The organism is Paraburkholderia sp. BR14374, assembly GCF_040948685.1.
Classification (GTDB): domain Bacteria; phylum Pseudomonadota; class Gammaproteobacteria; order Burkholderiales; family Burkholderiaceae; genus Paraburkholderia; species Paraburkholderia youngii.
Genome location: NZ_JBFPKF010000009.1, coordinates 183,668 through 205,975 on the forward strand (window position 1 = coordinate 183,668; position 22,308 = coordinate 205,975).

Genomic DNA, 22,308 nt, shown 5'->3' on the forward strand with positions numbered 1-22,308 from the left:
AGCAACACCCAACCGTATCCCGGAGACAGACATGAGCAGCAGAAGCATTCCGTTTATCGCGCCGTTGTTCGTTGCTTGCGCGACGGCGCTCGCGGCAGCGCCCGCACTCGCCGCCGACCCGATCGTCTTCACAAGCTGGGGCGGCACCACGCAGTCGTCGCAACAGAAGAATTGGGCGCAGCCGTTCACGCAGGCGAGCGGCATCACCGTCTTGATGGATGGCCCGACCGACTACGGCAAGCTGAAGGCGATGGTCGATAGCGGCAACGTAAGCTGGGACGTCGTCGATGTGGAAGGCGACTTCGCGTACGCCGCGCAAAAGGCCGGCCTGATCGAGCCGATCGACTACTCGGTCGTGAAGAAGGACGAACTGGACCCGCGCTTTGCGACGCCGGACGCGGTGGGCAGCTTCTATTACTCGTTCGTGCTCGGCTACAACAAGTCGAAGTACACGGGCGCGCAGCCGCAGACGTGGGCAGATCTGTTCGACACGAAGAAATTCCCCGGCAAGCGCACGTTCTACAAGTGGTCGGCGCCGGGCGTGCTGGAAATCGCGCTGCTCGCCGATGGCGTGCCGCCGAACAAGCTCTATCCGCTCGACCTCGACCGCGCGTTCAAGAAGCTCGACACGATCAAGAGCGACATCGTCTGGTGGAGCGGCGGCGCGCAGTCGCAGCAACTGCTTGCATCGGGCGAAGCGCCGATCGGCATGTTCTGGAATGGCCGTTTGCACGCGCTCGCGCAGACCGGTGTGCCGGTGGCCATCTCATGGAACCAGAACCTGACCGCCGCCGACATGCTGGTGATTCCGAAGGGCGCCAAGCATCGCGCGGAAGCGATGAAGTATCTGGCGGCCGCGACGAGCCCGCAGGCGCAGGCGAAATTCGCCGCCGAGACGGGTTACGCGCCGATCAACGTGAAGTCGGCCGCGCTGATGCCGGCGGCGATGGCGAAGACGCTGCCCGACCAGTACAAGGACTCGCAGATCAATCTCGACATGAAGTACTGGGCCGATAACCGCGACGCGATTGCGAAGCGCTGGTACGCGTGGCAATCGAAATAAGCCGCGCCGACCGACGTTAGAGCCGAGGCCGCGCAATGAACCGGCGCGCACAGAGACACCGAGCAGGAGACATCATGCCCAACGTAATGAGTACCGTCGCGCATCCGCCCGCGACGGCCGCGCGCAAGCGGCGCGACTGGCGCAGCATCTGGCTGCTGACGCCGGCCATGCTGCTGCTGCTGATCTTCTTCCTGCTGCCGGTGCTGTCGCTGCTATTGCGCAGCGTGCTCGAGCCGACACCGGGACTGGAGAACTATCAGCAACTGGTCGGTTCGACCACATATCTGCGCGTCTTCGGCAATACCTTTCTCGTCGCGACGGTCGTGACCGTCGTCACGGTGCTGGTGGGCTTTCCGATGGCATGGCTGCTCGCGATCGCGCCGCGCAAGCTCAGCTCCGTGCTATTCGCGATCCTGCTGCTGTCGATGTGGACCAACCTGCTCGCACGGACTTTCGCGTGGATGGTGCTGTTGCAGGGTACCGGTCCGATCAACCGCGCGCTGATGGCGATCGGCCTGATTCACGAGCCGCTCGCGCTCGTGAACAACCTCACCGGCGTGACGATCGGCATGACGTACATCATGCTGCCGTTCCTCGTGATGCCGCTGCACGCGACGCTGCGCGGCATCGATCCGTCGACGCTGCGTGCCGCCGCGGTCTGCGGCGCGAGCCGCTGGCAGGCGTTCTGGCGCATCCTCGTGCCGCTCGCGATGCCGGGCGTGGCCTCCGGCGCGCTGATGGTGTTCGTGATGGCGCTCGGCTACTTCGTCACGCCCGCGCTGCTCGGCGGTCCGTCTTACATGATGCTCGCCGAACTCATCGCGCAGCTCGTGCAGGAACTGCTGAACTGGGGCCTCGCCGGTGCCGCCGCTTTCGTACTGCTGAGCGTGACGCTCGTGCTCTATGCGTTGCAATTGCGCTTCACCGGCAGTGCGCGCGCCATTCAGGGAGGACGCTGACATGTTGCTCGATTTCGATCGTCTCGGCGGGCTTCGCTGGGCACTGGTGGCGATAGGCGCGGCCGTCGCACTGTTTCTGCTGCTGCCTATCCTGTTCATCGTCGCGCTGTCGTTCGGCGATTCGCAGTGGCTGATTTTCCCGCCGCCGGGCTGGACGCTGGAGTGGTATCGGCAGCTTTTCACGGACGCGGGCTGGATCGACTCGCTGCTGACGAGCGCGAAGCTGGCCGTGATCGTGATGGCGCTTTCGGTGCTGCTCGGTTTTCTTGCGTCGCTTGCGCTGGTGCGCGGCAAGTTCCGCGGCCGCGAAGCGGTGAAAGGCTTCTTCCTGACACCGATGGTGCTGCCCGTCGTCGTTCTGGCCGTCGCGCTGTACGCGTTCTTTCTGCGCATCGGCCTGAACGGCACGATGACCGGCTTCGTGCTCGGCCATCTGATCATCGCGCTGCCGTTCTCGATCATCTCCATCAGCAACTCGCTGGTGAGCTTCGATACGGCGCTCGAAGATGCCGCGCTGATCTGCGGCGCGTCGCCGCTCACCGTGAAGCTGCGCGTGACCCTCCCTGCGATCCGGCTCGGCCTCTTCGCCGCCGCGATCTTCGCGTTTCTCGCGTCGTGGGATGAAGTCGTGGTGTCGATCTTCATGTCGAGCCCGACATTGCAAACGCTGCCCGTGCGTATCTGGTCGACGCTGCGGCAGGACCTGACGCCCGTCGTTGCGGCGGCGTCTTCACTGCTGGTCGCATTGACGACCGTATTGATGCTGGCGGGCGCCGTGCTGCGCCGCGCGCGCTAATCGACGTAATCAGCGAGGTAAACAAGCCATGACTGCATTCCTGCAAATCCAGCGTCTGCGCAAGACCTACGACGACGTCGTCGCCATCGACCAGGTTTCTCTCGATGTGCGCAAGGGCGAATTCATGACGTTTCTCGGACCGTCCGGTTCGGGCAAGAGCACGACGCTGTATATCGTCGCGGGCTTCCAGGAGCCCACCGACGGCCGCGTGCTGCTCGACGGCAAGCCGCTGCTGGCGGTCGCACCGAACAAGCGCAACATCGGCATGGTGTTTCAGCGCTATACGCTGTTTCCGCACCTGACCGTCGGCGAGAACGTGGCGTTTCCGCTGCGCGTGCGCCGGCGCCCGGAAGCCGAGATCAACGCGAAAGTCGACAAGATGCTCAAGCTCGTGCATCTGTCCGAGTGCCGCGACCGGATGCCCGCGCAGTTGTCGGGCGGGCAGCAGCAACGCGTGGCGATCGCCCGCGCGCTGGCTTACGATCCGCCCGTGCTGCTGATGGACGAGCCGCTGTCAGCGCTCGACAAGAAGCTGCGCGAGGAAATCCAGCTCGAATTGCGCCGCATCCATCAGGAAACCGGCGTGACGATCCTCTACGTCACGCACGACCAGGAAGAAGCGTTGCGCCTGTCCGACCGCATCGCGGTGTTCAACAAAGGCCGCATCGAGCAGGTGGGCACCGGCGAGGAGCTGTACGCGAATCCTGCGTCGCGCTTCGTTGCGAGCTTCATCGGCAATTCGAATTTCTTGCCGGTGAAGGTCACGAAGAGTAGCGACGGCCGCATGAACGGCGTGTTTCCGAACGGTCACGAGATCGCGTCGGACGCCTTCAGTCCCGCGCTCAGCGCGGGTGACGACGGCACCTTGATGATCCGCCCCGAGCAGATGCGCATCAGCGCGCTGCACACTGCCAGCGGCACGAGCGGCCTGCCCGTGACGGTGCGTGATATCACGTATCTCGGCGACGCGATGCACTACGCGGTGGCGACCCCATGGCAGCAGGAAATCTCGATCCGGATGCCGGCCGCGCATCGGCACGACAGCGGTATCGCGATCGGTACTCAGGCGCTCGTCGACTGGGATGCACGCGATGTGCGCCTGTTCGCTCAAGCATGACGGCGACTGCCATGAGCGGCGCACTGCCATCGCTGAAGGTTCAGCGCCCGACGACCACCTTGCGCGAACTCGCGCTCGAGAAGATGCGCACGGCGATCCTGGAGGCCCATTTCCATCCTGGCGAGCGGCTCGTCGAGCGCTCGCTGTGCGAGATTCTCGGCGTGAGCCGCACCGTGGTTCGCGAGGTGTTGCGGCACTTGGAAACGGAAGGGCTCGTCGACTCGATACCGAACCAGGGGCCGATCGTCGCCGTGCTCGACTTCGATACGGCGGCGGAGATCTACGAAATACGCGCGCTGCTCGAAGGCGAGGCGGCGATGGCCTGCGCGCAGCATGTGGACGAGCAGACGGTTGCCGATCTCGCTGGTTTCATCGGCCAGATTCAGAAGGCGTTCGAAGCGCAGGATCATCAGGCCGTCAGGGCGCTCACTTCGGCGTTCTACGAGCGCATGTTCATCAGCGGGAAAAAGCATGTGGCCTGGGAAATCGTGCAGTCGTTGACCGCGCGCATCAACCGTCTGCGAGCGCTGACGATCGCTTCCGACGACCGCGGCCGCCAAGCCGTCGACGAGATGGATCGCATTCTCTCGGCCATCGCGGCTCGCGATAGCGCCGCCGCGCGCGAGGCCGCGATCGCGCATGTGCACCGGGTGGCCGAAATCGCCCGCAAGCTGCTGGCCGAAGGGCATGAGCAGGCGGGGTGGCGTCAGGCGGGCTAGCATCAACCGCATTTTTGTGTAACGAAGGAAAGCAACGTGGAATTGAAGACCCTGTTGAAGGACGCGGCGCTTCTGCGCCATGAGGCTTATATCGACGGGCAATGGTGCCCGGCCGACTCGGGCGCGAGCTTCGAGGTATTGGACCCGGCAACGGGCGCAACGCTCGGAGGCGTTCCGTTGATGGGCGAGGCCGAAACGACGCTGGCGATCGATGCGGCCAACGCCGCGTGGCCAGCGTGGCGAGCCCGTACGGCCAAGGAGCGCGCGGTCGTGATGCGCCGCTGGTACGAGCTGATGATCGAGAACGCCGACGACCTCGCGCTGATCCTGACGGCGGAACAGGGCAAGCCGCTCGCCGAGGCGAAGGGCGAAATCGCTTACGGCGCATCGTTCATCGAGTGGTTCGCCGAGGAAGGCAAACGCGTGGCCGGCGACACGCTCGCGACGCCGGCATCGGACAAGCGGCTCGTCGTCCTCAGGGAGCCGATCGGCGTGTGCGCCGCGATCACGCCTTGGAATTTTCCGAACGCGATGATTACCCGCAAGGTGGGCCCGGCGCTTGCGGCGGGCTGCCCGATCGTCGTGAAGCCCGCCGAAGCCACGCCGTTCTCCGCGCTCGCGCTCGCGGTTCTGGCCGAGCGGGCCGGCGTGCCCAGGGGCGTGCTCAACGTCGTGACCGGCGATCCGAAGGCAATCGGCGGCGCGATGACGAGCAGCCCAGTGGTTCGCAAGCTGTCGTTCACCGGATCGACGGGGGTGGGCAGACTGCTGATGGCGCAAAGCGCGCCCACGGTGAAGAAGGTCACGCTCGAACTAGGCGGCAATGCGCCATTCATCGTGTTCGACGATGCCGATCTCGACGCCGCGGTGGAAGGCGCGATTGCATCGAAGTACCGCAACAACGGGCAAACCTGCGTGTGCACGAATCGCTTCTACGTGCATGAGCGGGTGTACGACGCGTTCGCGTCGAAGCTGGCTACCGCAGTAGAAGCCCTGAAGGTTGGGCATGGCATGGAGGTCGGCGTCACACTGGGTCCGCTGATCAACGACGCGGCGCTCAGGAAGGTCGAAGCGCACATCGCCGATGCGCTCGGCAAAGGGGCGACGCTTGTCACCGGCGGCAAGCGCCACGCGCTCGGCCACGGCTTTTTCGAGCCCACGGTGCTGACCAACGTCACCGCGCAGATGGCCGTGGCGAAAGACGAGACCTTCGGCCCGCTCGCGCCGCTGTTCCGATTCTCGAGCGACGAAGAAGTGGTGAGGCTCGCCAACGACACCGAGTTCGGACTGGCCGCCTACTTCTATAGCCGCGATATCGGCCGCATCTGGCGCGTGGCCGAACAGCTCGAATACGGCATGGTGGGCATCAATACCGGCCTGATCTCCAACGAGGTGGCGCCGTTCGGCGGCGTGAAGCAGTCGGGTCTCGGCAGGGAAGGCTCGCACTTCGGGATCGATGACTACCTCGTGATCAAGTACCTGTGCATGGCGGTTTGACCTCGATCCGATAGTCAGCGTGCGGCACGGCCAAGCGTAGAATTGCGGGCGCAGCGGCGAGCCGTTTCGTCGCCCGACCGGAGACCGATGGCTGATGGAAATCAAGTGGATCGAAGACTTCATCGCGCTCGCCCGCTATCAGAGCTTTTCCCGCGCGGCGGAGTTTCGCAACGTCACGCAGTCCGGATTCAGCAGACGGATTCAGCAGCTCGAACAATGGGTCGGCGCCGATCTCGTCGATCGCAGCGGCTTTCCGCCGACCTTGACTCCGGCAGGTCAACTGTTTCGTGACGCTGCCGAGGACATCCTCGACAAGCTGTTCGATACGCGAGCGATCATTCGCACCGAACAGCGCATTGCCGGCACGAGCCTGCAGATCGCGGCGGGCCACACGATCGCGCTCAACTTCCTGCCCGCGTGGCTGCGCACGCTGTCGAAGCATGTCGGCGAAGTGCGCGCGCGCGTGATTCCGGCGAACGTGCACGATTCGATACTGATGCTGGTCAACGGCAACTGCGAGCTGATGTTCGCTTATCACCATCCGCATCTGCCGTTGCATCTCGATCCGACCCGGTACGAATGCGTGACCGTGGGCGTCGACACTTTCATGCCGGTATGCAGGCCCAATCAGCGGCTTGCGCACGTGTACCGTCTGCCCGGCGTGATCGAACATCCGATGCCGTTCATCGCCTACACCGAGACCAGCTACTTTGGGCGCTGCTTCGCGTTGCTGATGGAGCAGAGCAAAGCGTCGCCCGCGTTGCATCTTCACTATGAGTCCGACATGGCCGAGGTCGTGAAGAAGCTCGTGCTGGAAGGCGAGGGCGTCGCATGGTTGCCGAAGAGCTCGATCGCCGCCGAACTCCACAGCGGCGAACTCGTCGCCGCCGGCCGCTCGGAATGGCAACTGCAACTGGAGTTGCGCGTGTACCGTGACCTGACGAATCGCAGCGAACTTCTCGATACGCTGTGGCGGCATCTTCTGGCTTCGTCGGGGCCCGCCGAGCAGCGCTGATAGGGTTATCCCGCGTTATGCGAAACTTGCATAGCCATATGCAACACTAGCATTCAAGGCGGTTCTGCCGTCTCTAGAATTCCGTCCAGACACAAAAAGCGGTACATCGACATGCGATGTGCCGGCCATTCCCGAGCGCGCGCCGGTCGATGCCGACCGTTCGTGCGCCATCCCTGGACGGAGACACATGAAGAATCGGCTTACCCTCTACATCCTCGCCGGCATGCTGCTCGGCGTGGCCGTCGGTTATGTCTGCCATCGCACGGCGGCCGATGCCGCGCACGCGAAGGAAATCGCCGGCTACTTTTCGATCATCACCGATATCTTCCTGCGGCTCGTGAAGATGATCATCGCGCCGCTCGTGTTCGCCACGCTCGTGTCGGGCCTCGCCGGCATGGAAGGCACCAGCGACGTGCGCCGCATCGGGCTGCGCTCGATCGCGTGGTTCCTGTGCGCGTCGCTGTTCTCGCTCGCGCTCGGCCTCGTGCTCGCGAATCTGCTGCAACCGGGCGCGGGTTTGCACATGGCCCAGACGAGCGCTGACGTGGCCACCGGCCTGAACACGTCCAGCCTCAACTTCAAGGACTTCGTCACCCACGCGTTCCCTACCAGCATCATCGATGCGATGGCGCGCAACGATATCCTGCAGATCCTCGTCTTCTCGGTGCTGTTCGGCATCGTGCTCAGCGTGATCAAGTCGGACCCGCGCGTCGCGCCGCTGATCGCGGGCGTCGAAGCGCTCGTGCCCACCATGCTGAAACTGACCGATTACGTGATGCGTCTCGCGCCTCTCGGCGTGTTCGGCGCGCTGGCCTCGGCGATCACGGTGCATGGCCTCGACGTGCTGACCACCTACGGCAAGCTCGTCGCGAGCTTTTATACAGGGCTCGCGCTGCTGTGGGCGGCGTTGATCCTCGCCGGCTACGCTTTTCTCGGCAAGCCGATCTGGGCCTTGCTCAAGGCGATCCGTGAACCTGCGATGCTGGCGTTCTCCACCGCGAGCAGCGAGGCGGCGTATCCGCGCCTGACGGAGAAGCTGGAGGAATTCGGCGTCGACAAGAAAGTGGTCGGCTTCACGTTGCCGCTCGGCTATGCATTCAATCTCGACGGCTCGATGATGTATCAGGCGTTCGCCGCGATCTTCATCGCGCAGGCGTTTGGCATCGACATGCCGATCAGCACGCAGATCGTGATGCTGCTGGTGCTGATGGTGAGCAGCAAGGGGATGGCGGGTGTCGCGCGCGGCTCGGTGGTGGTCGTCGCGGCGGTGGCGCCGATGTTCCACCTGCCGCCATCGGGCGTCGTGCTGGTGCTCGCGATCGACCAGATTCTCGACATGGGGCGCACCGCGACCAACGTGATCGGCAACAGCATCGCGACGGCAGCCATCGCGAAGTGGGAAGGCAAGCGCGTGGCGCGCCAGCAGCGCCGCGCGGCGATCGCCACGGCTTCGTTCGGCCAGTTCGAAGGCGAGACGAAATGAGCGGCATCGATGCAACGGCTGCCACGAGCGCGCGCAAGTTCGGCGTGGTGGGCGGGCTCGGCCCGCTCGCGAGTGCGGACGTGTTCTTCAAACTGATCAAATCGACGCCGGCCACGCGCGACGCCGAGCACTTCGATGCGATCTTCGAGCAGCAGCCGTTTCGCAGCGCCGATGCCGACAGCGAGACGCTGACGCAGCGCAAGCTGTACATCTTCGATCTGATCAGCAGCTTCGAGAAGCGCGGCGTGACGACGGTCGTGCTGCCGTGCTTCCTTAGCCATACGTTCATCGACGAACTGAAAGCCAATTCGCCGCTGCAGATCGTCGATATCGTCGATGCGGTGCGTAGCCACGTGCGCAGAAGATTTCCCGCGGTGCGCCGCGTGGGCGTGCTCGCATCGGCCTATACGCGGCGCAAGCGTCTGTTCGAGAAGTACTTTGCGGCGCCCGAATTCGAAGTGATCCACCCGCGCATCAGCGACGGCACTGATTTCGTCACCGAAGCCGTCTATGGCGAGCATGGCGTGAAGAGCGGCAATCTGCGTGGCCGTCCGGTCGAATTGCTGCGCGCGGCTTGCGAGGAGTTGATCGCGCAGGGCGCCAACGTCATCGTGCCGGGCCTCACCGAAATCGCGCTGGTCGCGGATGAACTGGGTGCGTTGCGCGTGCCGCTCGTCGATTCGAACCTGGCTTACGCGCAATACGTCGTGTCCGGCCAGTACCACACGCCGGAGACGATCTTCAAGGTCGGCGTGGTGGGCGGCGTGGGTCCGGCGGCCACCGTCGATTTCATTCACAAGATCGTGCGTGCGACGCCCGCGCAGCGCGATCAGGACCACATCAAGCTGCTCGTCGAGCAGAACCCGCAGATCCCGGATCGCACGGAGAATCTCATTGGCGATGGACCCGATCCGACCATCTCGCTGTACGCGACCTGCAAGAAACTCGAAACGGGCGGCGCGGATCTGATCGCGATCCCGTGCAATACCGCGCATGCCTTCGTCGAGCGGATCCAGCCTTATCTCGGCGTGCCGATCGTCAATATGCTGACGGTGACCGTGCGTTATCTGCGCGAGTCGTTTCCCGCGCTGCGCTCGGTCGGCGTGCTCGCGACCTCCGGCACGCTCGCGAGCGGCGTCTACCAGAAGGCGCTCGAATCGCAGGGCTTGCGGCAGGTCGTGCCGGCACCCGCGCTGCAGGCGCGCGTGATGGACGCGATCTACGGCAAGGAAGGCGTGAAGGCCGGATTCACCGCGGGGCAGTGCCAGCAAGACCTCGCCGCGGCGATCGACGGACTCATCGCCGAGGGCGTCGAAGTGATCGTTCTCGGCTGCACGGAACTGCCGCTGCTGCTGCGCGAGCCCTATGTGATCGGCGCAAACGGCGCGCGCGTGAGCGTCGTCGATCCGACCGATGTGCTCGCGAAGCAGTGCGTCGCCTGCGCGACCGCGCCGCCTCGATAACCCAACCGCATCACCCATGTAACGCGACGGACCTGCACACGACGTGTGCCGGATGACCCCGCTCGCCTGTCGTTTTCAGAACCTGAGAGGAACTCATGCTTGCACCGACCGAACGTATCGAACACGACCTTCTCGGCGATCTCGCCGTGCCCGCGACCGCGTACTACGGCGTACACACGCTGCGCGCGCTGCAGAACTTTCCGATCACCGGTCTTCCGATCTCCGTGTATCCGAACCTCGTCAATGCACTGGCGAGCGTGAAGGAAGCCGCCGCGCTTGCGAATCACGATCTCGGCCTGTTGAGCGCAGCGAAGATGCAGGCCATCGTGCATGCATGCAGGCAAGTGCGCTCAGGCACCGCGCACGAGCATTTCGTCGTCGATGTGATTCAGGGCGGCGCGGGCACGTCGACCAACATGAACGCGAACGAGGTGATCGCCAATCTCGCGCTCGAACATCTCGGGCGACAGCGCGGCGAATACGCGATTCTTCATCCGAACGAGGATGTGAATCTCGGCCAGAGCACCAACGACGTTTATCCGACCGCGCTGAAAATCGCCACGTACGCCGGAATCATGCAACTCGTCGATGCGATGGGCGTGTTGCGCGCATCGTTCGAACGCAAGGCGGTGGAATTCGGCAACGACCTGAAGATGGGCCGCACGCAGCTTCAGGACGCGGTGCCGATGACGCTCGGCCAGGAGTTCAGCACCTTCGCGGTGATGCTCGGCGAAGATGAAGAGCGGCTGAAGGAGGCCGCCCAACTGATCTGCGAGATCAACCTCGGCGCGACCGCGATCGGCACCGGCATCAACACCCATCCGGAATACGCACAGCTTGCCTGCAGGCACCTGAGCGAAATAACCGGTATTGCGTTGACCACGTCACCGAACCTGGTCGAAGCGACGCAGGATGTCGGCTCGTTCGTGCAGCTTTCCGGCGTACTGAAGCGCGTCGCCGTCAAACTGTCGAAGACCTGCAACGATCTTCGCCTGCTTTCGAGCGGTCCGCGCGCGGGCCTCGGCGAAATCAACCTGCCGCCGGTGCAGGCGGGTTCGAGCATCATGCCGGGCAAGGTGAATCCGGTGATTCCGGAGGTCGTCAACCAGATCGCGTTCGAAGTCATCGGCAACGATGTGACGGTGAGCTTCGCCGCCGAAGCGGGTCAGCTCCAGCTCAACGCGTTCGAGCCGATCATCGCGCACAGCCTGTTCAAGAGCGTCGCGCATCTGCGCGCGGGGTGCCTCACGCTCGCGTCGAAATGCGTCGACGGCATCACCGCGAATCGCGAACGGCTGCGCGCGATCGTCGAGAACTCGATCGGCATCGTGACCGCGCTGAACCCGTACATCGGCTATACGCACTCGACCGAAGTCGCGAAGGAAGCGCTGGCGTCGGGCAAGAGCGTGGCGCAGATCGTGATCGACAAAGGGCTGCTGAGCGAGGCGCAGCTCGACCAGATCCTTCAACCGGCCATGCTGACGCAACCGAGAAAAATGTCCCCGGCGGAATGAGCGACGAAGGTTTTCCCAGTGACAGGTCGCGTGTATACGCACGCGACTCTTTTAAACGATGGTGGAGACGAAACATGAGCATCAACACGATCAATCGAAAAGCAATGCGTCTGTGCGGTTCGGCGGCGCTGCTGATTGTGGCACTTGCCGCGGGTACCGGCGCGCAGGCGGCCGACGCGTCATCGCAACAGGCAAGCGCCGTCACCGCAATGCCGCGCGTTCTGCTGCTGGCCACCGGCGGCACGATCTCGGGCACCGCCGATCCGCGCTCGGCAATCGGCTACAACTCGGGCAACGTGAAGGGGCAGGAACTGGTGCGTGGCGTGCCGGGCATCGAGAAGCTCGCGAGCATCAACGCGGAGCAGATCTCGAACGTCGGTTCGCAGGACATGAACGACAAGATCTGGTTGCAGCTTGCCCGGCGAATCGACGAGGCTTTCGAGCGCAACGAGGCCGACGCCGTCGTGGTTACGCACGGCACCGATACGATCGAGGAAACCGCGTTCTTCCTGAACAACGTGCTGCACTCCGACAAGCCGGTGGTACTGGTCGGCTCGATGCGCCCGGGCGGTTCCACCAGCGCCGACGGCCCCAACAATCTGTACGAAGCCGTCGAAGTGGCGGCGAGCCCGCAGTCGGGTGGCCGGGGCGTGATGGTCGTGATGAACGATCAGATTCACGCGCCGCGCTGGATCACCAAGACCAATACCACGGCGGTACAGGCGTTCGCGTCGCCGAACGCGGGCGCGATCGGTTATGTCGATCCGGCCAGCGTGCGCTTCGTGATCCCGGCGGTGCAAGCGACGCGCAGCGCGCTGAGCCTGCCCGCGAACGGGCAATTGCCGCGCGTCGATATTGTGTATGCGCATAGCAACATGGATGGCCGCCAGATCGAGCATGCGATCTCCGATGGCGCGAAGGGCATCGTCGTAGCTGGCGAAGGCGATGGTGACATGTCGAAGGAGGCCCTCGCGGCGCTCGACCGCGCGGCGGCAAAAGGCATCGTGGTGGTTCGTTCGACGCGCCTCGTGTCGGGATTCGTGAACCGGAACGTCGAGGTGGACGACGACAAGCGCGGCTTCGTCGCATCGCTCGATCTGAATCCGCAAAAGGCGCGCTTGTTGACGCAGTTGCTGGTGGCCAACGGCGTGACCGATCCGGTCAAGGTGCAGCAGGCATTCAGCGGCACGTGGTGATGGGTTGGGGGCGGCGCGGCATCGCAAGCGACGGATAGCCGCTCTATCCCCCCTCCATCAGCGAGGAAAGCAGCTTCAGCAGGCTGTCGATATTGACGGGTTTGACGAAGTGATAGTCGAAGCCCGCCGATTGTGCGCGCAGCCTGTCGTCCGTCTGACCGTATCCGGTGATCGCGATCAGCAAGGGCTTCGCATCGCCTTTGCGGCGAAGCTGCCTAGCCAGTGCGTATCCGTCGATATCCGGCAAGCCGATATCGAGCAACGCCACGTCCGGCGCAAAAGACGGTGCCGCGTCCAGCGCCTCGGTTGACGAATACGCGACGCGGGCCACATGTCCTTCTGATTCGCACAGCATCGCGAGTGAATCGGCGGCGTCGCGATTGTCATCGACGACCAGCACGTGCAACGCGGTTCGCGCGTGCCCCGGCGCGGGCTCCGACAGCGCGACCGCCGAATGGCGTTCATGATGGTGCAAACGTGGCAGTCGGACCGTCACCGTCGTGCCGAGATTGGGGCCGTCGCTATGCACGGCGATCGTCCCGTTGTGCATTTCGACGAGCTTCTTGACGAGCGACAGTCCGATGCCGAGGCCGCCATCCGAGCGATCGAGCGTGCGTTCGCCTTGCGAAAAGAGCTCGAACACCTTCGGCAGAAGCTCGGCCGAAATGCCCGTGCCGGTATCTTGCGTGACGATGGAAACCCATTCGCCGTCGGCCGTCACGTTCACCGTGATATGCCCGTTCTCCGGCGTGTACTTGCTCGCGTTGTTGAGGATATTGACGAAGATCTGCGAAATCCGCGTGATGTCGCCGCATACCCACGTGGTCGGATCGCAAACACTGACGTGCAACTGCTGATGACGAGCTTCGGCCATCGCCGCGATCGCCTCGACAGCGTGATAGACGGCCGTGCCGACCAGAACGGGCTCGAGTTGCAGCACGATGCGGCCTTGGGTGATGCGCGACACTTCGAGCAGATCGTCGACGATTCGCGTCATGTGCTCGACCTGCCGGCGCATCAGGTTGATCAGCTCGTGGGGGCGCGAGCCCGTGTCGGGCTGCTTGTCGAGCAATGCGATGGCAGTGCGTAGTGGCGCGAGCGGATTGCGCAGTTCGTGCGCTAGCATCGCGAGAAACTCGTCCTTGCGGCGATCGGTTTCGCGCAGCATCAGTTCGAGCTGCTTGCGCTGGGTGATGTCGATCACGCTGGCGATGATGCGCAACGGCTTGCCGTCCGCGCCTCGCTGAAGCAGCGCGCTGCCGTGCATCCATTGTTCGCCGTGCGCGTTCTTCAAGCGGAATTCGAAGTTCGCGACCGGGTCGTGGCCTTCGGCCAGTCGGCAGACATATTGTTCGAGCATCGCGCGGTCGTCGGGATGCACGTTGCGCAGCGCCTCGTCGTAGCTGAGCACATGGTCTATCCGCGGTGCGTGGCCCTCTTCGAACGACAGCGTGCGCGAGGTCAGGTCGAAGCAGACGATGTTCAGCCGCGCCGCCTGCATCGCGACGGACAGACGCAGGTTGCGCGCTTCGATCGCCAATTGCGCTTCATATTGAGGCGTCACATCGGTCGAGGTGCCGAACCACTCCTGCAGTTTGCCGTGGCTGTCGAAGAGGGGCGCCGCCTGCGCGTGCATCATCCTGTACTGGCCGTCGTAACGCCGCATGCGGAACATGATCGATCCGGGCGCGCGTCGCTGCAGCACATCGACCCACCCTTGCCTTGCCGCCTCGCGGTCGTCCGGGTGAACGTAGTCGAGCCATCCCCAGTCCGCCAGACGGACCACGCGGTCGCCCGTGAAGCGGCTCCAGTCCTCGCCTGCGGGCCGGATGTCGCCGTTCGGCTCGGCCGACCATACGAGCGCGCCCGTCGATTCCACCAGCACACGATAACGCCGTTCGCTGAGACTGAGTTGCTCTTCGGCTGCCCGCTGCTTGCTGATGTCGAAGGTGACGCCGTACACATGCGCGAGCGTACCGTGCTCGTATTCCGCGTGGCCGCGCATGCGCAGCCAGCGTGGTGAAGGCGATCCACCGTTCAGCACGAAGTCGAATTCGAAGGGACCGCCGTGTCGCAGAGCGTCATCGACCTTCCGCTGGAATAGCGCCCGATACTCGGGTTCGACACGGTTCTCCAGATCGGATAGCGCAAGCGCATCGGTGCCGGGCGGAAAACCGTATAGATCCGCGAGTTGCGAGGTCATTCGCACGACGCGGCTCTTCATGTCCCATTCCCACGCACCCATGCGAGCGCCGTGGAAGGCAGCCTTCAGGCGTCGCTCGCTCGCTTCGTACATGGCCCACGCGTGACGGGCTTCGTGGATATCTGTCGCGACGCCCACCGTGTCGCCGATGCGGCCACTCGCGTCGCGCTCGGCTTGAAGATGCAACACGTGCCAGCGATACTCGCCGTCCGCGCGCAGCAGACGCACTTCGACATTGCCGAGCAGCGGACCGTCCCGCATCTGCCGCACTGCGTCGAGCACATGGTCGATGTCGTCGGGATGAACGAAGGTCTTCCAGTGCATCCCGACCAGTTCAAGGGCGGGAATGCCGAGATACCGTGATGTCCACGGGTTGGCGTAGCGGACGACACCGTCGCGATCGGCACGCCAAACGAACGAAGGAAGGAAGTGAGCAGGATCGTTCATCAGCGTCCTTGCATCGGTTTCCTCTGCGGACATGGCGCCGAGGATGATCCAGCGCTGCCCGCATGGTGTGCCTGCTTACATTAGCTAGCCCGAACTGCCAAACACGATGTTTGTACCATGCGAATGTTCATGCGGTAAAGGCGAGCCAGACAGTCGGAGATATAGCCGTGCAATAGCGGTGTGTTTATGGAAAAATATATCTCACGCTGTGATGTGTTTGACGTGCGTGCCGGATGACATTCACATCGTCGAGCGCGCGGTGCCGTCCTTGCCTGCTTTCGTTGCAGACGGATGCCGCGATGGCATTGAACTTGCTAAATTATGCATATCAAGCCGGCGGGTTCGCCGCAACGGACGCGTGCCTCATTTCCGCTTTGAACGCATCCGTGACGGGACCACCGGCCATCCAGAAGGAGACAACGATGAATCACCCCGAAAACAGCAAGCCGCAGGAAGGTCAGCCGCGCGATGCGGCTGCGATGAGCGAAACCTACGTGCCGTCATACCGTTTGTTGTTGAAAGAGCCGACCGTACTGCTTGCTGGCAACCCGATCGACCGCACGGATGTCGCGACCGCAGCGATCCTGGGCTACAACTGACGATCGCGCGCGATGCGCCGGTCCTGCATACATAAGTTACAAAGCCGCGCGTAGCGCCTCGTCGGCAACGGCAAGGCGCAACGCAATCGTCTTCACGAGAAACCGATGCAACTGTTGCGCGGTTGCCGGGTCCTGCTGTTCGAGTTCGAGCAGCCGGGAGATCGACAGTCCGTACACGCGCGTCGGTGCCTCGGCAATCACGTCCGCGCTGCGCTGCTGCTGCGTGTACACCGCCATTTCCCCTACTACCGTGCCCGGGCCGAACGAGCGCAGACGCGCCGAGCGGCCATCGGCGAGCGGCAGCGAGATCGCGACACGTCCTTGCTCGACGAAATACAGCGCATCGCCCGGCTCGCGATGACGAAACAGTGCCTGGCCTGAAGGCAGATCACGCATCTCCAGACACGCGACCAAGCCGTTCAACGCACTGGCCGTGAAATGCGGCTCGAGCATCGCACGCAGATCGCCGCCATGCGCGAGCGCGAGCGAGCTCGACGCTAGCAGTTTGTCTTCGATCCACTCGAGACCCGCATCGAGCGTATCGAATTGATGGATCTTCAGACTGAGCGTGCCGGTCTTCTCGAGCAGATCGCGCGAGCGCGGCGGCAGCGCGGTCAACACGAGGTCCGCGTTCTTCGCCGCGCAGAGTTGCCTGATCTTGACGAAGCTGATGGATACCGAAGCATCCATGCCATGTGTCGCCGCAAAGTCCAGCACGACGAAACGGACTTGCACGGGACTGTTTGCATTGAAGCGTTCCCGCAGGCGCTGCAGAATCGAATTGGCCGTGCCGAAAAAGAGGAAGCCTTGCAGACACATTCCGCATACCTGGGAGCCGATGGCACGCAGCGCCTGGGTGTCTTCGATGCTGCGCTCTACATTCGAGGACCGCGCGCGCAGGTCGAACTCCATGCGTATGCAGCCGACCCGGCCGTAGAGCAGCGTGAACATCACACATGCCGCAACGACGCCCACGACCACGCCGACGATCACGCCATAAGCCGCGATCGTGCCGAGAATCACGGGCACGAGCAGATACTCATACCAGTTGAGCCTGGTCCAGGCGCCCGCGAGCCAATGCACGAGCAGACGCAGCCCCATGAACAGTTGAAGGCCGACCAGCACCGGCACCGGAAACAGCGCCACGATGTCGGGCGAGGTGGCGAGCACGACCACGCACGCAAGCGACGCGAACACGCCCGCCACCCGGCTCGTCGCGCCCACCCGCGCATTGAGCATCGAGCGATTGAACGACTGGTAGCCGACCATGCCGCCCAGCAGTCCGCTCGCGAGATTGGCGAGGCCGGCGGCGCGCATCTCGCGATTGAGGTCGATGTCCTCTCCGGTGGCCGTGCCGATCGCCGTCGAATTCATCAGGATGGTCACGGCCGACACCGACGTCACCACCAGACTCTCGGGAAGATGCGCGCCGACCGCCGACCAGTCGATGGCGCCCTGTCCGAGCCTCGCGGCCAGGTGCAGCTCCGGCAGCCCGGCAAGGTGCAGCTTGACGCGCGGCAGCAGCAGACCCATGCCGCGCGCGTCGTCGATCGAAATTCCGGCAACCTGTAGCAGAACGTAGAAAAGCACGACACCGAAGGCCAGCGTGAGCGGCAACGCGGCAATGTGCTGCCACGTACGCATCAGCACCGTGGCGAGCACGCCGACGACGAGCGCCGGAAGCCATGTGATCCAGTGAAGGTGCGCGAGCAACGCGAGCGTGTGCCACTCCAGCGGCTGGCCCGTCAGCACGCGGAACGCCCCGGCGAGCAGCAGGTAGCCCGTGCCGGCGAGAAACCCGCCGAGCACCGGATAGGGCAGGAACTGCAACGAGCGGCTGCGCCTGGACGAGCCGATCGCATAGAGCGCGATGCCCGTCATCACCGAACAAAGCGCGATGGCGATCAGCACCGTGAGGATCTGCGTCTGCGGTGAGCCGCCGTCCGCGCGCACGCTGCTGGCCACACCCGCCGCCACGCCCGCGAGAAAGGCCGCCGCGTTGCTGTCGGGGCCACCGATGTTGATGCGCATCGAACTCGTCAAGGCGATCACCAGCGCCGTGACGACACAGCTCACGAGCGCGGTGGGCACGCCCAGCATCGCGTAGCGCGCAAGATCGGCGCTAAAGATCATCGTGCCGAGGCTCATCGCATAGCACAGCATGACGAGCGTCGAAACGGCGCCCGCCGCCACGTCGCCTGGCAGGCCCGCCAAACGCGAGCGCAGCGCGACGTCGGAGACGGAAACGGTCTTGCCCGGCTTCACGTGGATTCCCGGTCGAATGCGAGGGCGCCGCGAGGCGCGCCAGCCAGTATCCTGCGCGGCTCGAACGGCTGTCAAACGCGATGCAGCGTGCTGATCGGACACCTACACTGGTTATTCATCGGCCTCGTAGCTGGCGGCTCCACGCGAATGCACTGCGCCTCAGGGCCGTTCGCGCCGGCGGCCGTCACGCGCGTTATTCGTCTGAGTTTTTGCCCGCGGGACCACGCATCGGAGGCAGGGCGACGAACATGGACATTGAGAAATGGCTGCGGGGCCTCGGGCTCGAGCAGTACGCCCACGCGTTCGCGGCAAACGACATCGACACGTCGCTGCTCGGGCAGCTGACCGACGCGGACCTGAAAGAGCTTGGCGTACAGTCGCTCGGCCACCGTAAGCGCATTCTGGCCGCGGCGACGGCATCGCTACCGACAGCGGCGCCGCTATCGCCCGCCACGGCCGACGACCACGAAGTGCCCGCGGACGAGCGCAGGCAGGTCACGATCCTGTTCGCCGATCTGTGCGGGTACACGATGCTGTCGCGCTCGCTCGATCCCGAAGACCTGCGCGCGCTGATCGGACGCTATACGGCGCTGGTCGACGGGATCGTGCTCGCCTATGGCGGCACGATCGACAAGCACATCGGCGACGCGGTGATGGCGCTGTTCGGCGCACCCCGCTCGCACGAGACGGACACGCTGCGCGCCGCGCGTGCCGCACTCGACATTCACGACGGAGTGGCGCGACTGGCCACCCAGACCGGACGGGCGTTGCAGGCGCACATCGGCATTGCGAGCGGCGAGGTCATCGCGGGCGCGCTGGGCCGCGCCGACGCGCAGGACTACACCGTGCATGGCGATCCGGTGAACCTCGCCGCCCGGCTGGTGGCTGCCGCGCCAGCGGGCGAAACCTGGCTATCCGACGACGCGGCGCGCACGCTCGGCGACGTCGCCAGTTGCGAGGCAATCGGCGAGCGGCGCTTCAAGGGCATCGACACGCCGGTGCGGCCATGGCGCCTCGTCGCGCTCGGCAGCGAGCCGGTCAGGACGAGCCACAGCCATTTCGTCGGACGCGAAGCCGAGCTCGAACAGTTTCACGGCATCCTGCATGCGTGCATGGCAAAGCGCGCGGGGCACGTCGTGCATGTGCGAGGCGAAGCCGGCATCGGCAAGACCCGGCTCGTCGACGAGATGCGGCGCCATGCGCAGGCGCAGGGCTTCACGCTCCATCGAAGCCTCGTGCTCGATTTCGGCGTCGGCAAGGGCCAGGACCCGGTGCGAACCATCATCGGCAGCCTGCTCGGCTTGCCGGCCGGTGCATCGAGCGAGGCACGGCAGGCCGCCGCCGCGCAGGTCGCGGCCGAAGGCATCGTCAAGGCCGAGCAGATCGTATTTCTGCACGACTTCCTCGACCTCCCGCAGAGCGCCGAATGGCAAACCATTTACGAGGCTATGGACCACGGCGCGCGCAAGCGCGGCAAGCAGGCGCTCGCCGCGAGGCTGACCGAGGACGTGTGCGCGCACGCGGCGACGCTCATCGTCGTCGAGGACCTGCATTGGGCCGATGCCGAAGTCATCGGCTACCTGTCGGCGTTCGCGTCGGGCATTGCCAACGGTACGGGCCTGCTGGTGACGACTTCGCGCGTGGAAGGCGATCCGATCGATGCAGGTTGGCGCGCACGTTGCCGCGACACGCCGTTCGCCACGATCGATCTCGGACCGCTGCGCAAGGACGAGGCGCTGAGCCTGGCGGGCAATTTCATCGATGCGACCCAGCGTGTCGCGCTCGCCTGCATCGAGCGCGCGGGCGGCAATCCGCTGTTTCTCGAACAACTGCTGCGCAACGCCGAAGAAGGCAGCGGCAGCAACGTACCCGCGTCGATCCGCAGTCTGGTGCTCGCGCGGATGGACCGGCTCGCGCCTCGCGACCGCCTGGCGTTCCAGGCGGCCGCCGTGATCGGCCAGCGCTTCGACCTGGCGCTGCTGCGAGAACTGGTCGACGATCCTGGCTATGTCTGCGCCGGACTGCTCGTCAATGCACTGGTGCTGCCGGAAGGCGAGGACTTCCTGTTCGCGCACGCGTTGATCCAGGAGAGCGCCTATTCGACGTTGTTGCGCGCGCGCCGCCGCGAACTTCATCTGCGCGCGGCCGAATGGTTCGCAAAGAGCGATGCCACGTTGCACGCCCAGCATCTCGATCGCGCCGAAGACCCGCATGCGCCGCACGCCTACCTGGGCGCGGCGGTGGCTGAGCGCGCCGCTCATCGTTTCGAAGCCGCGCTGCGGCTGGCCGAGCGGGGCATCGAGATCGCGCGGTCGGACGCGGACCGGCATGCACTGAGCTGCTGCAAGGGCGAGCTTCAGCGCGACCTGGGCGACATTGCGGGATCGATCGCGACGTACCGCACCGCACTCGCCGCCGCCACCGACGACACCGCCCGATGCGACTGCCAGCTCGGGCTCGCGGAAGGTCTGCGGGTCAGCGAGGGTCTCGACGAAGCACTCGGTCTGCTGGCGCAAGCGCAACGGATCGCGGAGCGGGACAACCGGCTGGCCGAGCTGGCAAGCCTCCATTATTTGCGCGGCAACATCCTGTTTCCGCTCGGCAAGATCGACGCCTGCTGCGCCGAACACGAGCGCGGTCTCGCCTATGCGCGCCGCCTCGATCTGCCCGAGGCCGAGGCTCGCGCGCTCGGCGGCCTGGCGGATGCGGCGTATGCGCAGGGACGCATGCGCACCGCGTTCCACCATTTCAGCGAATGCGTGGCGATGAGCCGGGAGCACGGCTTCGGCCGCATCGAGGTCGCCAATCTGTCGATGCAGGGCTTCAGCCGCATCTATCTGAACGACGCGGGTCCGGCTCGCGAGGACGCCATCGCCGCCGCCCGCACCGCCGAGTTGATCGGGCAGCCTCGCGCGCAATTGCTGGGTGAGACGCTGGGGGTGTTCGCGTGCCAGGAATTGGGCGACGTGCAGGCGGCCAGCAAGCATCTGGCGCAGGAACTGCGCGTGATCCGGCAACTGGGTGCGCGCCGCTTCCAGGCGCAGAACCTGGAGATGCAGGGACGCCTGTTACTGGACCAGGGATGCCGCAGCGAAGCGGTGTCGGCGCTGCGCGAAGCACTCGCCATCTCACGCGAGGTGGGCAGTCAGTTTTCCGGACCAAAGACCTTGAGCGCGCTGAGCCGCGCGGTTGACGACAAAGACGAGCGGACGCGGCTACTGGCTGAAGGCGAGGCGCTGTTGCGCCTTGGCGCGGTCGGCCACAATCACCTGTGGTTTTACCGCGACGCCATCGAAGCGATGCTGGGGGCGGGCGATCCGGCCGGCATGCTGCACTACGTGGAAGCACTCGAGGCCTATACGCAGCGCGAACCGTTGCCGTGGTCCGAGCTTTTCGCGGCGCGTGGCCGTGCGCTTGCGCTCGCGCTTCGGGCGCCGCTCACGGACGCCACACGACATGAACTGCTGCGGCTGCTCGAGGCGCTACAGCAGGCCGGCTTTCGCAACTACGTGAGCGCGGTCGAAACGGCCCTTGCGGCTTGAAACAGGCGCGGAGCAGATCGTCAGCGTGGCGCGGAATCGTCGCGGGGCGGGTCCTTGTGGACCACCTCCATGTCGATGGTGCGGCCGTCGTCGTCGGGCGTGTCCCTGTGAACGACCTCCATGTCGACGGTGCGGCCGTCGTCGCCATACGCGGCCGCCTGCCGGCGCAACTTGCGCATCTTCCACCACAGATAGCCGACCACGACCGTGCCGACCGCGAACAGCACGGCGAACAGCACGATCGACAGCGTCGCGGCCACCACGAACAGGATCGCGCTCAGGGCGACGGTCAGCAACCGTCCGAACCAGCCTGAGCCACCGATCCGGATCCCTTTCTCATATGTCACCCGCCGCGGCGGCGGTCTGTCGTTTTGCATCGTTCATCTCCCGGCCGCCGTCCGGCGGCTGATGCGGGTAAGTCCTAATCCGT

Annotated in this window: 16 protein-coding genes; 13 read left to right on the forward strand and 3 right to left on the reverse strand. The window is 64.7% G+C overall.

The window, feature by feature from the left end; all coding sequences use genetic code 11:
• The first annotated feature begins 31 nt into the window (after positions 1-31).
• The 11 genes from AB3X86_RS22270 (at position 32) to AB3X86_RS22320 (ending at position 12,822) form a co-directional block, all read left to right on the forward strand.
• Positions 32-1,063, forward strand: a complete 1,032-nt coding sequence (locus AB3X86_RS22270) for an ABC transporter substrate-binding protein (protein ID WP_176111868.1) — start codon at positions 32-34, stop codon at positions 1,061-1,063.
• A 74-nt stretch (positions 1,064-1,137) separates the two neighbouring features.
• Complete coding sequence (locus AB3X86_RS22275) at positions 1,138-2,022, forward strand: ABC transporter permease (protein WP_176111869.1); 885 nt, start codon at positions 1,138-1,140, stop codon at positions 2,020-2,022.
• A 1-nt stretch (position 2,023) separates the two neighbouring features.
• Positions 2,024-2,818, forward strand: a complete 795-nt coding sequence (locus tag AB3X86_RS22280; RefSeq protein WP_176111870.1) for an ABC transporter permease — start codon at positions 2,024-2,026, stop codon at positions 2,816-2,818.
• Between the two features lie 28 nt (positions 2,819-2,846).
• A complete protein-coding gene (locus tag AB3X86_RS22285; RefSeq protein ID WP_368597664.1) occupies positions 2,847-3,935 on the forward strand; it encodes an ABC transporter ATP-binding protein in 1,089 nt (362 codons plus the stop codon).
• An 11-nt stretch (positions 3,936-3,946) separates the two neighbouring features.
• On the forward strand, positions 3,947-4,654 hold the full coding sequence (locus AB3X86_RS22290) for a GntR family transcriptional regulator (RefSeq protein ID WP_368597665.1): 708 nt from the start codon (positions 3,947-3,949) through the stop codon (positions 4,652-4,654).
• Positions 4,655-4,690: 36 nt separating this feature from the next.
• A complete protein-coding gene (locus AB3X86_RS22295; protein WP_368597666.1) occupies positions 4,691-6,151 on the forward strand; it encodes an NAD-dependent succinate-semialdehyde dehydrogenase in 1,461 nt (486 codons plus the stop codon).
• 94 nt (positions 6,152-6,245) lie between these two features.
• Positions 6,246-7,166 carry a LysR substrate-binding domain-containing protein gene (locus tag AB3X86_RS22300; RefSeq protein ID WP_368597667.1) on the forward strand — a complete coding sequence of 307 codons (921 nt, stop codon included), beginning with the start codon at positions 6,246-6,248 and terminating at the stop codon, positions 7,164-7,166.
• A gap of 187 nt (positions 7,167-7,353) precedes the next feature.
• The gene (locus AB3X86_RS22305; RefSeq protein ID WP_368597668.1) at positions 7,354-8,649 is read left to right on the forward strand and encodes a dicarboxylate/amino acid:cation symporter; all 1,296 of its coding nucleotides are present in this window, start codon (positions 7,354-7,356) and stop codon (positions 8,647-8,649) included.
• Positions 8,646-10,112 carry an aspartate/glutamate racemase family protein gene (locus AB3X86_RS22310; protein WP_368597669.1) on the forward strand — a complete coding sequence of 489 codons (1,467 nt, stop codon included), beginning with the start codon at positions 8,646-8,648 and terminating at the stop codon, positions 10,110-10,112. The genes AB3X86_RS22305 and AB3X86_RS22310 overlap by 4 nt, the downstream gene beginning before the upstream one ends.
• Positions 10,113-10,207: 95 nt before the next feature.
• On the forward strand, positions 10,208-11,626 hold the full coding sequence (aspA, locus tag AB3X86_RS22315) for an aspartate ammonia-lyase (protein WP_368597670.1): 1,419 nt from the start codon (positions 10,208-10,210) through the stop codon (positions 11,624-11,626).
• A gap of 74 nt (positions 11,627-11,700) precedes the next feature.
• Complete coding sequence (locus AB3X86_RS22320) at positions 11,701-12,822, forward strand: asparaginase (RefSeq protein WP_368597671.1); 1,122 nt, start codon at positions 11,701-11,703, stop codon at positions 12,820-12,822.
• 43 nt (positions 12,823-12,865) lie between these two features.
• Here AB3X86_RS22320 and AB3X86_RS22325 read toward each other — a convergent pair whose 3' ends face one another.
• A complete protein-coding gene (locus tag AB3X86_RS22325; protein WP_368597672.1) occupies positions 12,866-15,472 on the reverse strand; it encodes a PAS domain-containing protein in 2,607 nt (868 codons plus the stop codon).
• A 299-nt stretch (positions 15,473-15,771) separates the two neighbouring features.
• Between AB3X86_RS22325 and AB3X86_RS22330 the strand changes: the two genes are divergently transcribed.
• Complete coding sequence (locus tag AB3X86_RS22330) at positions 15,772-16,071, forward strand: hypothetical protein (protein ID WP_368597720.1); 300 nt, start codon at positions 15,772-15,774, stop codon at positions 16,069-16,071.
• Positions 16,072-16,107: 36 nt separating this feature from the next.
• On the opposite strand, the gene AB3X86_RS22335 is transcribed toward AB3X86_RS22330, so the two are convergent.
• Positions 16,108-18,336 (reverse strand): SulP family inorganic anion transporter, encoded by a 2,229-nt coding sequence (locus tag AB3X86_RS22335; RefSeq protein WP_368597673.1) that lies wholly within the window; start codon positions 18,334-18,336, stop codon positions 16,108-16,110.
• A 248-nt stretch (positions 18,337-18,584) separates the two neighbouring features.
• Between AB3X86_RS22335 and AB3X86_RS22340 the strand changes: the two genes are divergently transcribed.
• Positions 18,585-21,878, forward strand: a complete 3,294-nt coding sequence (locus AB3X86_RS22340; protein WP_368597674.1) for an adenylate/guanylate cyclase domain-containing protein — start codon at positions 18,585-18,587, stop codon at positions 21,876-21,878.
• Positions 21,879-21,898: 20 nt separating this feature from the next.
• Here AB3X86_RS22340 and AB3X86_RS22345 read toward each other — a convergent pair whose 3' ends face one another.
• Entirely contained in the window at positions 21,899-22,255 is a 357-nt protein-coding gene (locus AB3X86_RS22345) for a CPBP family intramembrane glutamic endopeptidase (protein ID WP_176383344.1), read from the reverse strand.
• Positions 22,256-22,308: the final 53 nt, after the last annotated feature.